13 protein-coding genes are annotated in these 11067 nt (G+C 61.0%); 5 read left to right on the top strand and 8 right to left on the bottom strand.

Annotation, left to right across the window (positions count from 1 at the left end):
* Positions 1 to 99: 99 nt before the first annotated feature.
* Positions 100 to 717 carry a C40 family peptidase gene (locus tag D8U70_RS12935; RefSeq protein WP_073471037.1) on the bottom strand — a complete coding sequence of 206 codons (618 nt, stop codon included), beginning with the start codon at positions 715 to 717 and terminating at the stop codon, positions 100 to 102.
* 248 nt (positions 718 to 965) lie between these two features.
* Between D8U70_RS12935 and D8U70_RS12940 the strand changes: the two genes are divergently transcribed.
* Positions 966 to 1400 (top strand): TM2 domain-containing protein, encoded by a 435-nt coding sequence (locus D8U70_RS12940; RefSeq protein WP_016772734.1) that lies wholly within the window; start codon positions 966 to 968, stop codon positions 1398 to 1400.
* Between the two features lie 152 nt (positions 1401 to 1552).
* Here the strand turns inward: D8U70_RS12940 and D8U70_RS12945 are convergent, their stop codons facing one another.
* The 7 genes from D8U70_RS12945 to gshB all read right to left on the bottom strand — a co-directional run bounded on the left by D8U70_RS12945 (position 1553) and on the right by gshB (position 7745).
* The gene (locus D8U70_RS12945; protein WP_130929034.1) at positions 1553 to 2824 is read right to left on the bottom strand and encodes a dihydroorotase; all 1272 of its coding nucleotides are present in this window, start codon (positions 2822 to 2824) and stop codon (positions 1553 to 1555) included.
* Positions 2821 to 3825, bottom strand: a complete 1005-nt coding sequence (locus D8U70_RS12950; protein WP_016772736.1) for an aspartate carbamoyltransferase catalytic subunit — start codon at positions 3823 to 3825, stop codon at positions 2821 to 2823. The genes D8U70_RS12945 and D8U70_RS12950 overlap by 4 nt, the downstream gene beginning before the upstream one ends.
* Positions 3826 to 3852: 27 nt before the next feature.
* A complete protein-coding gene (gene pyrR, locus D8U70_RS12955; protein ID WP_024014655.1) occupies positions 3853 to 4359 on the bottom strand; it encodes a bifunctional pyr operon transcriptional regulator/uracil phosphoribosyltransferase PyrR in 507 nt (168 codons plus the stop codon).
* 81 nt (positions 4360 to 4440) lie between these two features.
* Positions 4441 to 4878, bottom strand: coding sequence for a Holliday junction resolvase RuvX (ruvX, locus tag D8U70_RS12960; protein ID WP_130929035.1), 438 nt, complete (start codon positions 4876 to 4878; stop codon positions 4441 to 4443).
* A complete protein-coding gene (locus D8U70_RS12965) occupies positions 4878 to 5450 on the bottom strand; it encodes a YqgE/AlgH family protein (RefSeq protein ID WP_016772739.1) in 573 nt (190 codons plus the stop codon). Before D8U70_RS12965 ends, ruvX begins: the two co-directional genes overlap by 1 nt.
* A 316-nt stretch (positions 5451 to 5766) precedes the next feature.
* The gene (locus D8U70_RS12975; RefSeq protein ID WP_024014654.1) at positions 5767 to 6666 is read right to left on the bottom strand and encodes an energy transducer TonB; all 900 of its coding nucleotides are present in this window, start codon (positions 6664 to 6666) and stop codon (positions 5767 to 5769) included.
* Between the two features lie 107 nt (positions 6667 to 6773).
* Positions 6774 to 7745, bottom strand: coding sequence for a glutathione synthase (gene gshB / locus D8U70_RS12980; protein WP_130929036.1), 972 nt, complete (start codon positions 7743 to 7745; stop codon positions 6774 to 6776).
* Positions 7746 to 7970: 225 nt separating this feature from the next.
* Here gshB and pilG point away from each other — a divergent pair, with 225 nt between their 5' ends.
* The 4 genes from pilG to D8U70_RS13000 form a co-directional block, all read left to right on the top strand.
* Complete coding sequence (gene pilG, locus D8U70_RS12985; protein WP_016772743.1) at positions 7971 to 8375, top strand: twitching motility response regulator PilG; 405 nt, start codon at positions 7971 to 7973, stop codon at positions 8373 to 8375.
* A gap of 60 nt (positions 8376 to 8435) precedes the next feature.
* Positions 8436 to 8801, top strand: coding sequence for a twitching motility response regulator PilH (pilH, locus tag D8U70_RS12990; RefSeq protein ID WP_016772744.1), 366 nt, complete (start codon positions 8436 to 8438; stop codon positions 8799 to 8801).
* 10 nt (positions 8802 to 8811) lie between these two features.
* Entirely contained in the window at positions 8812 to 9351 is a 540-nt protein-coding gene (locus D8U70_RS12995; protein ID WP_016772745.1) for a chemotaxis protein CheW, read from the top strand.
* A gap of 272 nt (positions 9352 to 9623) precedes the next feature.
* Positions 9624 to 11067, top strand: a 1444-nt coding sequence (locus D8U70_RS13000) for a methyl-accepting chemotaxis protein (protein WP_130929037.1), incomplete at its 3' end; no start/stop codon positions are given.

Here is an 11067-nt window from a genome sequence, read left to right on the forward strand (position 1 = left end):
TGGGAATGCAGCCCGGGACGCTCTGCGTCCCTGCCGAAGCGGACGCGGAGCGTCCATTGAGTCATTCCCACGTGGAGCGTGGGAACGATCGGTATGGTGTTAGCGCTGGACTACGCGCAGCTGCTGTTGCTCTTTCGGCAATACGCGCTTGGCCACGACGTAATGCTTTTGCCAGTACGGCTTGTTCAGCGTGTCGATGCTCACCGCTTTGCCCCGGCGCGGGGCGTGGATGAAGCGGTCGTTGCCCAGGTAGATGGCAACGTGGTTGACCCGACGGCTCTTGATGTTGAAGAAAATCAGATCGCCCGGCTTCAGATCCTTGCGCTCGACTTTCTCGCCGTGACCGCTGGCCATGGCGTTGGAGGTGCGTGGCAGGTCGAAAGTAGCGTCGTTGAACGCATATTTCACCAGACCGCTGCAATCGAAGCCTTTACTTGGGCTGCTGCCGCCCCAACGATAAGGTGTACCGAGGACGTTTACCGCACGGCTCAGCACATTGCTGCTTTCCTTGCTCGCCATCGGTGGCACCAGCTTGCTGCGGCTCTTGCTGCTCAGCGTGGTGGTCTTGCTCTTGCTGCTTTTGCTCGAAGGAGCCGAAGCATGGGATTTTGGGGTGAAGCCGTTAACGTTGGGAAGACGTTGCTCACGATTGGTGGCGTGGGCGGCCAGTGGCATTAATAGGCAAATAGTCAGCCATGTCTTGAAAAATGGTCGCATTAGGCGTGGCTCATAAGTGATAGCGCGCAACTTTATAACAGCTTTTTTTGCCGTTCCGAGGCCGTTCATCGATTCATTCCGCCGGCTACGGAACCAAAAACGCTCAAAAAGTACGCAATTGTCCGACAGAAGTCAGGTTCTACAAGGGTTTCGCGCTAGCAACGGTAACATTTGCCATACGTCGGCCACCTGTAAAAAAGTCACAAAGAAATGAAGAATATTTATCTATCGAGTGCAATGAGGTCTTAATGAACAGCTATCAGCTCCCCCGCGTGAAAGAAAAAGACACTCACAGCAAAGTCATCGGCTACCTGCTGTGGATTTTCGGATTCACTGGCGCGCACCGCTTTTACTACGGCAAACCGGTGACCGGGACGATCTGGTTCTTCACCTTCGGTTTGCTGGGGATTGGCTGGCTGATCGACCTGTTTCTGATCCCGGCGATGGATCGCGAAGCGGATTTGCGCTTTGCTGCCGGGCCGATCGAGTACAACGTCGCGTGGATTCTGCTGACTTTCCTCGGTGTGTTCGGCGTGCACCGGATGTATCAGGGCAAATGGATCAGCGGCCTGCTATATCTGCTGACCGGCGGGTTGTTCTTTATTGGCGTGCTGTATGACTTCTGGACCCTGAACGATCAGGTGTCGGTGCGCAACGCGCAGAATCGCGGCGCCTTCCAGTAAGTAGTGGCGAGGGGATTTATCCCCGTTGGGCCGCGAAGCGGTCCTGAATCCGAGAACGCGGTGGATTTGTTCCACCGCGTGCAATGCCTTCGCGACTGCTACGCAGCCGAACGGGGATAAATCCCCTCGCCACAATCTCCCTCAGTAGCAGGTCATGCCTGGTGGGTAATCCGCCCATCCACCAGCGTATAGCGCACCACGCCCGGCAGACTGTGCCCGATGAACGGGCAGTTTTCGCCCTTCGACAGCCAGTGTTCACCGGCCACCGTCGAAGACTTCGGATCGAACAGCACGATATCCGCCGCGCCGCCTACCGCCAGTTTGCCCGCCGGCAGGCGCAGGGCTTCGGCCGGGCCTGCGCTGAGACGTGCCAGCAGCGTCGGCAAGTCGAGCAAACCATCCTCGACCAGCGTCATCGCCAGCGGCAGCAGCAACTCAACACTGCTGATGCCCGGCTCGGTGGCGCCGAACGGTGCCAGTTTGGCGTCGCGCTCGTGGGGCTGGTGATGGCTGGAGATCGCTGAAACCACCCCGGACTTCACTGCCTCACGCAGGCCATCGCGGTCGGCGCGGGTGCGCAGCGGCGGTTGCACGTTGTAGAGGCTGTTGAAGTCGATCAGCGCTTCGTCAGTCAGTATCAGCTGATACAACGCAACATCCGCCGTTACCTTCAAGCCACGGGCCTGCGCCTGGGCAATCAGGGCAACACCGCGCGCACTGGTCAATTGGCTGAAGTGCGCACGCACGCCGGTCTGCTCGACCAGCAGCAGATCGCGAGCCAGCGCCACGGTTTCGGCGGTTTCCGGGATGCCCGGCAGGCCGAGGAAACTGGCGACCGCGCCTTCGTGGGCCAGACCGCCCTCGGCCAGATCGTGATCCTGCGAGTTGAAGATCACCGTCAGGTCGAACGTCGCCGCGTATTCCAGCGCCCGGCACAGGGTACGGCTGTTGCGGAAGCTCTCCAGACCGTTGCCGAACGCCACGCAACCGGCGTCGCGCAGCGCGACCAGTTCGGCCAATTGCTCGCCATCAAGACCTTTGCTCAGCGCGCCAATCGGGAACACCTTGGTGTTGCCCGCCTCGCGGGCGCGGTCGAGGATCAGTTCGGCGACGGCTGAGGTGTCGAGCACCGGTTTGGTTTTCGGCGGGCAGCACAGGCTGGTCACGCCACCGGCAGCGGCGGCGCGGGTTTCGCTGACGATCGAGCCTTTGCGGCTGTAGCCCGGCTCGCGCAGGGCAACGTTGAGGTCGACCAGGCCAGGCGCGGCTACCAGGCCTTGAGCATCGATGGTTTCTACTGCGCTGAAACCGGCCGGTGCGGCGCCGAGGGCGACGATCTTGCAAGCTTCAACGTGGATGTCGGTGATTTGATCCAGGCCGCTGCTGGGATCGATGACGCGTGCGCCGAGAATGCTGAGCTTCACTGGGCGTTCTCCTGCTCGAATTGACGTTGCGCAGTCTGCCCGCTCATGGCCATGGACAGCACGGCCATACGAATCGCGATGCCGTAGGTCACTTGATTGAGGATCACCGAGTGCGGGCCGTCGGCCACCGCCGACTCGATCTCCACACCACGGTTGATCGGCCCCGGGTGCATGACGATGCAATCGGGTTTGGCTCCGGCCAGACGTGCGGTGGTCAGGCCGAACAGGCGGTAGAACTCGCCTTCGCTGGGCAGCAGGCCGCCGGTCATGCGCTCACGTTGCAGACGCAGCATGATTACCACGTCGACGTCTTTCAGGCCTTCAGCCATGTCGGTGTAGACCTTGACGCCGTATTGCTCGATGCCGATCGGCAGCAGGGTTTTCGGCGCGATCACGCGGATGTCCGGGCAGCCAAGGGTTTTCAGCGCGAGCATGTTCGAGCGCGCCACCCGCGAATGGAGGATGTCGCCGACGATCGCCACCGAGAGGTTTTCGAAACCGCCCTTGTGCCGACGGATGGTGAGCATGTCGAGCATGCCCTGGGTCGGGTGCGCATGCCGGCCGTCGCCGCCGTTGATGATCGCCACCTGCGGGCAGACATGCTCGGCGATGAAGTGCGCCGCGCCCGAGTCGCCGTGGCGGACGACGAACATGTCGGCGGCCATCGCCTCAAGGTTGCGCAGGGTATCGAGCAGCGTTTCGCCCTTGCTCGCCGACGATGTCGACACGTTCAGGGTGATCACGTCTGCCGACAACCGTTGGGCCGCCAGTTCAAACGTGGTGCGGGTGCGCGTGGAGTTTTCGAAGAATACGTTGCACACGGTCTTGCCGCGCAGCAACGGGACTTTCTTCACCGCCCGGGCACCCACTTCAAGGAACGAGTCGGCAGTGTCGAGGATTTCCGTCAGCAACTCGCGGCGCAAACCGTCGAGCGAGAGGAAGTGGCGCAGCTGGCCCTGATCATTGAGCTGCAGCGGGCGCTTGGTATCTAGAGGCGTCATCGCGAGGGGGACTCTCAATAGGGCGGATTAAAGGGTGACGTCTTGCAGTTCGAGCGTCAGCGGTTCGGGGCCGGACAACTTGACCCGCTGGTTGCCGGCCAGGGTCAGGGTGGCGCCGACCACGTTCGGGCGGATCGGCAACTCGCCGGCGTCCAGGTCCAGCAGGCAGACCAGGGTGACGCTGGCCGGGCGGCCGTAATCGAACAGTTCATTCATGGCGGCGCGAATGGTCCGACCGCTCATCAGCACGTCGTCGATCAGCACCAGATGCTGGCCTTCGATCTCGAAGGGCAGGGCGGACGGGCGCACTTGCGGGTGCAGGCCGTTCTGGCTGAAGTCGTCGCGATAGAAGGACACATCCAGCGTGCCCAGTGGCGCATCGCTGGCCAGTTCCTTGAGCAGCGCCTGCGCGACCCAGATGCCGCCGGTGCGAATGCCGATGTAACGCGGTTCGCTGATGTCACGCTGGGCAAGGTGCGCCTTGAGGCGGGTCGCCATCTGGCTGATCAGATCGGCGGGATTGGGCAGGCTCATGGTTGCTCCTTCGTGATTCCGCGCTGCGTCCTGCCGGACGAAGCTCGGTTTATAACCAAAAGAAAAGCGCCGAAGCGCTTGTCAGGATTCAAACAATGCAGTGTTTTCATCGAGCCAGCCCTGCAGCAGCAGGGCAGCGGCGATGGCGTCCACCGGGTTGTCGCGGTAACTGCCTTTCTGCCCGCCACGCACCAGTCGCTCGCCCTTGGCTTCGAAAGTGGTCAGGCGTTCGTCGTGAGTATAGAAGGGCAGGTTGTAGCGGCCGTTGAGGCGGCGGGCGAATTTCTCGGCGCGCACGCACATCTCGCTGGGCGTGCCGTCCATGTTCAGCGGCAGGCCGACCACCACGGCGTCGGGTTTCCATTCTTTTATCAGCGCTTCGACCTGATCCCAGTTCGGCACACCATTCTGTGCTTTCAGGGTGCACAGCTCGCGGGCCTGGCCGGTGATGCCCTGGCCGACCGCGACGCCGATCTGTTTGGTGCCGTAGTCGAAGCCGAGAATCAGGCGCAGGGCCATCAGGCGTGACCCGCCTGGCTGGTGAGCAGATTGAGGTCGATGCCCAGGTGCCGCGCTGCCGCTTCCAGGCGCAATTCGCTGCGGGTGTTGAAGAGGATGTCGGCGTTGAACGGGCAGGTCAGCCAGGCGTTGTCGGCCAGTTCGGCTTCCAGTTGCCCGGCTTCCCAGCCGGCGTAACCGAGGGTGATCAGGCTTTGCGCGGGGCCGACGCCGTCAGCGATGGCGAACAGCACGTCCTGCGAAGTCGACAGGGCCAGGTCGCCGTCCAGCTGCGCCGTAGCCTGGAAGGTCTGGCCCGCCGGGTGCAGGACAAAACCGCGATCGGTCTGCACCGGCCCGCCGATGAAGATCGGCACATCCTGGCAGCGTGCCGGCGGCTCGATGTCCGGGCGCAGCTGTTCGAGGATGTCGGCCAGGTTCAAGTCTTGCGGCCTGTTGACCACCAGCCCCATCGCGCCATTGGCCGTGTGCTCGACGATGTAGGTCAAGGTGTGGGCAAAGTTCGGGTCGGCCATGTGTGGCATGGCGATCAGGAAGTGATGCTTGAGGTAGCTGGGGCTGACGTTTTTCATGAGCGCTAGTGTGGCGTTCGAGGGGCGAACTGACAAGCTGGAGATGCTGACAACAACACAGATCCATTATTGGAACAGAGCTTTTGTGGCGAGGGGATTTGCTGTGGTGAGGGAGTTTATCTGTGGTTAGGGGATTTATCTGTGGTTAGGGGATTTATCTGTGGCGAGGGGATGTATCCCCGTTGGGGCGCGAAGCGCCCCTGAATCGCTTGATAGGTTCTGCCTGACACTCCGTATGGAATGGTTTTGCGGCTGCTGCGCAGCCGAGCGGGGATAAATCCCCTCGCCACAGATAAATCCCTCGCCACATAAATATTCAGTTGCTGGAGAGCTTGTCGCCCCGGGCAAATTTCCAGGTGCGGATGATTTCCAGGCGGTCGATGTCCGACAGATCACCGGTAAACGGTGCAAACGGCGCGGCCAGGCGGACGATGCGCTGCGCCGCCTGATCGAGCAGCGGCTGGCCGGAGGATTCCAGCACCAGCACTTCATACAGCGAGCCGTCGCGATTGATCGAGACCATCAGGCGCAAATTGCCGTAGATCTGCTTGCGTCGGGCTTCTTCGGGGTAGTTGAGGTTGCCGATGCGCTCGACCTTCTTGCGCCAGTCATCCTTGTACCAAGCGCCCTTGTCGCGCATGGTCGATGCCGCGCTCAAGCGGTGGATGCGCGGGCGTTTGGCGTACAGCTGTTGTTCCTTGGCCAGTTCCGCTTCGAGGCTGGCGATGTCGCTGGACAGCTGCGAGCTGTCGAACGCTGGCGCGTCGACGGTCGGTTTGACTTCGGTTTTGCTTTCTTCTTTCTTGGTCGGCGCCTTTTTCGGTTTCGGCGCAACGGTGGTCACCGCTGCCTTCGGGGCGGCTTCCTGCACCACTGGCTTGGCGGCGGGCGGCGGGGTGACCTTTTTGACCTGATTGTCCTGGAACGGCGCGACTTCGGTGGTCTTGGGCAGGGCTTTCTTGTCCAGCGTGCCGCTGCCTTCCTGGTTTTCCTGAGCGAGAAAATCTGCCTTTTCCGGCTTCTTCTCGGCCTTGAAGGTGGCCAGGGTGATTTCCAGGGTTTTGCTGATCTGCTGCGGCTCGACCATGGTGAAGCCGACGCCGAGCAGCAGCGCCAGGTGAATCAGCGCCGCGAGAAACAGGGTAAAACCGAGGCGATCGGCCGGGCGCACGCCACGATGGGCGAGTTCAGCGGGCAGATCGGACGGGAGGGTCATGACAAGAAAACCAACATCGCGTTTTTCAGAGGCTGCGCATGATAACGCAATGTTGGTTTCGCGCCTTGGGCTTCACGCTTCAAGCGACAGACTGCATGTGACGTACATCAAGCTTGTGGCTTTTTGCCGGCCGCTTGCAGCTTTTTATCGATCGCATCCATCAGCATGCCGCCGATATCAGTGCCGAACGCATTGTCGATTTCGCGGATGCAGGTCGGGCTGGTGACGTTGATTTCGGTCAGGTGCTCGCCGATCACGTCGAGGCCGACGAACAGCAGGCCTTTCTCGCGCAGGGTCGGTCCGACCTGGGCGGCTATCCAGCGATCCTTTTCGGTCAGCGGACGTGCTTCGCCACGGCCACCGGCGGCGAGGTTGCCACGGGTTTCGCCCATGGCCGGGATACGCGCCAGGCAGTAATCCACCGGCTCGCCATCGATCATCAAAATGCGCTTGTCGCCGTCGACGATCGCCGGCAGGTAGCCCTGAATCATGATCTGCTGCTTGCCGTGCAGGGTCAGGGTTTCGAGGATCACCGAAAGGTTCGGGTGCCCGGCGGTGTGGCGGAAGATCGACGAACCGCCCATGCCGTCCAGCGGCTTGAGGATCACGTCACCGTGATGGTCGGCGAACTGACGCAATACGTCCGGGCGGCGGCTGACGATGGTCGGCGGCGTGCACTGCGGAAACAGCGTGGCGAACAGCTTTTCATTGCAGTCGCGCAGGCTCTGCGGCTTGTTCACCACCAGCACGCCGGCGGCTTCGGCCTGTTCCAGCAGATAAGTGGAATAGACGAATTCCATGTCGAACGGCGGATCCTTGCGCATCAGGATCACGTCCAGGTCGCTCAGCAGCTTGTCCTGTTCGGCGTCCAGTTCGAACCATTTGTCCGGGTTGGCGAAGACTTTCAGCGGGCTCATCCGCGCCCGCGCCTGGCCTTCGGCCTGATACAGGTCTTTCTGTTCCATGTAGAACAGTTCCCAGCCACGCTTCTGCGCGGCCAGCAGCATGGCCAGCGAGCTATCCTTTTTATAGAAGATGCTGGCGATAGGGTCCATGACAATCCCGACGCGAACGCTCATTGGGTTTTCCTCGAAATTTGGCTACCGGATCGGTATTGAAAAAGTGCCGCCAGAGTGGCGCCGGGCGGGTTTCGGGTCAAGGAAAAACCCGTCGATAGATTGCATCTGGAGACTGTGCTAAAAAGGCTGGCAGATCGCGCCGCCCCATGGGTTTCAAGGGTTTCAGGCCATTATTCACAGCAAAACGGACAATTTGATTCGCAAAGGCGACGGTAGAACCCTCTTATGGAACAGCAGTCCAGCGCCTTGAAGGTCATGGTGATCGACGACTCGAAAACGATTCGCCGCACCGCCGAAACATTGTTGAAGAATGTCGGTTGCGAAGTGATCACCGCCATCGACGGTTTCGATGCGCTGGCGAAGATCGCCGACCACCATCCCGGGATCATCTTCGTCGACATCATGATGCCGCGTCTGGACGGTTATCAGACCTGCGCCCTGATCAAGAACAACAGCGCCTTCAAGGCGACGCCGGTGATCATGCTGTCGTCCAGGGACGGTCTGTTCGACAAGGCCAAGGGGCGGATTGTCGGTTCTGATCAATTTCTGACCAAACCGTTCAGCAAAGAAGAACTGCTCAACGCGATCCAGGCCCATGTTCCGGGCTTCGCCGCCGTTTTGCCGCAGTAAGACACGCACAGTGACGCTCGGCCAGCGGGCCGGCAGTCGACCAGAAAAATGGGGAAGACCATGGCACGTATCCTGATCGTCGATGATTCGCCGACTGAAATGTACAAACTCACCGGCATGCTCGAAAAGCACGGCCATGAAGTGCTCAAGGCCGAGAACGGCGCCGACGGCGTGGCCCTGGCCCGTCAGGAAAAACCCGACGCGGTGCTGATGGACATCGTCATGCCCGGCCTCAACGGTTTTCAGGCGACCCGCCAGTTGACCAAGGATGCCGATACTGCGCACATCCCGGTGATCATCATCACCACCAAGGATCAGGAGACCGACAAGGTCTGGGGCACCCGCCAGGGCGCCAAGGATTACCTGACCAAACCGGTCGACGAAGACACCCTGATCAAGACCCTGAACAACGTACTCAACGGCTGATCGCGCGATCATGAACGAATCGCTGACCGCGTTCGAACTGCTCTGGCAGATCGACCAGCGCTGCCGCCTGCTGGCAGCCGACCTGCCGTCGCAAGCGGCGCGCCCGGATCGCTGGAGCGGCATCGGCTTTCGCCTCGGCGAGCATTGGTATGTGGCGCCGATGGGCGAAGTCAGCGAAGTCCTGCATGAGCCGCGCTTCACCCAGTTGCCCGGGGTCAAGCCGTGGGTCAAGGGTGTGGCTAACCTGCGCGGGCGGCTGCTGCCGATCATGGACCTGTGCGGGTTCTTCGGCCATGAACTGTCGCCGCTGCGCAAACAGCGGCGGGTATTGGTGGTGGAACATGAAGACGTGTTCGCCGGGGTGATGGTCGATGAAGTCATCGGCTTGCAGCATTTCGAACAGGGCAGTTTCGAGCCGCTGTCGATCAGCAAGCGCCAGGGCTCCAAGGCCGAATTCGTCAAAGGCTATTTCCGCCGCGAACAGAACTGGCGGGTGTTCAGCCTGTTCGCGCTGGCCAGGTCTCCGGTGTTCATGGGTGTGGCTCTATAGCAGGAACAACACAGAACCCATTGGGCGGAATGGGCCATGTGATCAGGAAAATTGTGGGTCAGACAGACCTGTGGCGAGGGGATTTATCCCCGATGGTTGGCGAAGCCGACCCAAGACCTGTATTTGAGATGTAGCCGATACGACGCAGGTTTTTGGGGCCGCTGCGCGACCCATCGGGGATAAATCCCCTCGCCACAAAATTTCTTCATCATGAGGTTGCCTCCCACAGGGATTGCAGCAGGCCTCAAAGGTGTGGGTTAAGGCGAGGACCGATGACAAAAGCAAAAACAGGCAAGTCGGCAGAAGCATCGCGCAGTCGTGCGCAGATCATCGTGCTGTTTATCGCACTGATCGTGTTCATCATGCTGCTGTTCGCCAACTTCGCGTACCTCAACACCCAGGCGAACTACGACAAGCAGTACATCGGCCATGCCGGCGAACTGCGCGTGCTCTCGCAACGCATCGCCAAGAACGCCACCGAAGCGGCGGCGGGCAAGGCGGCCGCCTTCAAACTGCTCAGTGATGCGCGCAACGATTTTGCCCAGCGCTGGGGTTACCTGAAAAAGGGTGACCCGAACACCGGCCTGCCCCCGGCACCCGTCGCCGTGCGCCCGGAAATGCGCGCGGTGCAGATGGACTGGGAGCGCCTGCTGAAAAACACCGATGCGATCCTCACCAGCGAACAGACCGTGCTGTCGCTGCATCAAGTCGCCGCTACGCTGGCCGAAACCGTGCCGCAGTTGCAGATCGAATACGAAAAAGTCGTGGAAATCCTCCTCCAGCGCGGCGCCCCAGCGGCGCAGGTAGCGATGGCGCAACGGCAATCGCTACTGGCTGAACGCATTCTTGGCGCAGTCAACACCGTGCTCGCCGGTGACGAAAACTCGCAGCAGGCCGCCGACGCGTTTGGGCGTGATGCCGCGCGTTTCGGTCTGGTGCTCAACGGCATGTTGCAGGGCAACCCGGCGCTGAAAATCAGCCAGGTCGAAGACCGCGACGCCCGTGCGCGTTTGAGCGAAATCTCCGAGCTGTTCCAGTTCGTTTCCGGCTCGGTGGACGAAATCCTCGAAACCTCGCCAGAGCTGTTCAAGGTCCGCGAATCGGCGAGCAACATCTTCACCCTGTCGCAAACCCTGCTCGACGAAGCCTCGCACTTGGCCACCGGATTCGAGCATCTGGCCGGCGGGCGCAACACCGACACCATTGGCGGCTATGTGCTGGGCTTGCTGGCGCTGGCCTCGATCATCCTCATCGGTCTGGTCATGGTCCGCGAAACCAATCGCCAATTGCGCGAGACCGCCGAGAAGAACGAGCGCAACCAGAACGCGATCATGCGCCTGCTCGACGAAATCGAAGACCTCGCCGATGGCGACCTCACCGTGACCGCCTCGGTGACCGAAGACTTCACCGGCACCATCGCCGACTCGATCAACTATTCCGTCGACCAATTGCGTGATCTGGTGGCGACCATCAACCTCACCGCCGGCCAGGTTGCCGCTGCGGTGCAGGAAACCCAGGCCACCGCCATGCATCTGGCCCAGGCCTCGGAGCAACAGGCCCAGCAGATTTCCGAAGCCTCGACGGCGATCAGCGACATGGCCGAGTCCATCGATCAGGTCTCGGCCAACGCTGCCGAATCGTCGGCGGTGGCCGAGCGTTCCGTGGAAATCGCCAACAAGGGCAACGAGGTGGTGCACAACACCATCCACGGCATGG

It is taken from the genome of Pseudomonas sp. Sample_20 (assembly GCF_004307585.1).
Lineage (GTDB): Bacteria > Pseudomonadota > Gammaproteobacteria > Pseudomonadales > Pseudomonadaceae > Aquipseudomonas > Aquipseudomonas atacamensis.

Excerpts from the sequence above, each read along its gene's own strand:
- D8U70_RS12935 (WP_073471037.1), bottom strand. The coding sequence starts at position 717 with ATGCGACCATTTTTCAAGACATGGCTGACTATTTGCCTATTAATGCCA.
- D8U70_RS12940 (WP_016772734.1), top strand. The coding sequence starts at position 966 with ATGAACAGCTATCAGCTCCCCCGCGTGAAAGAAAAAGACACTCACAGC.
- D8U70_RS12950 (WP_016772736.1), bottom strand. The coding sequence starts at position 3,825 with ATGACGCCTCTAGATACCAAGCGCCCGCTGCAGCTCAATGATCAGGGC.
- pyrR (WP_024014655.1), bottom strand. The coding sequence starts at position 4,359 with ATGAGCCTGCCCAATCCCGCCGATCTGATCAGCCAGATGGCGACCCGC.
- ruvX (WP_130929035.1), bottom strand. The coding sequence starts at position 4,878 with ATGGCCCTGCGCCTGATTCTCGGCTTCGACTACGGCACCAAACAGATC.
- D8U70_RS12965 (WP_016772739.1), bottom strand. The coding sequence starts at position 5,450 with ATGAAAAACGTCAGCCCCAGCTACCTCAAGCATCACTTCCTGATCGCC.
- D8U70_RS12975 (WP_024014654.1), bottom strand. The coding sequence starts at position 6,666 with ATGACCCTCCCGTCCGATCTGCCCGCTGAACTCGCCCATCGTGGCGTG.
- gshB (WP_130929036.1), bottom strand. The coding sequence starts at position 7,745 with ATGAGCGTTCGCGTCGGGATTGTCATGGACCCTATCGCCAGCATCTTC.
- pilG (WP_016772743.1), top strand. The coding sequence starts at position 7,971 with ATGGAACAGCAGTCCAGCGCCTTGAAGGTCATGGTGATCGACGACTCG.
- pilH (WP_016772744.1), top strand. The coding sequence starts at position 8,436 with ATGGCACGTATCCTGATCGTCGATGATTCGCCGACTGAAATGTACAAA.
- D8U70_RS12995 (WP_016772745.1), top strand. The coding sequence starts at position 8,812 with ATGAACGAATCGCTGACCGCGTTCGAACTGCTCTGGCAGATCGACCAG.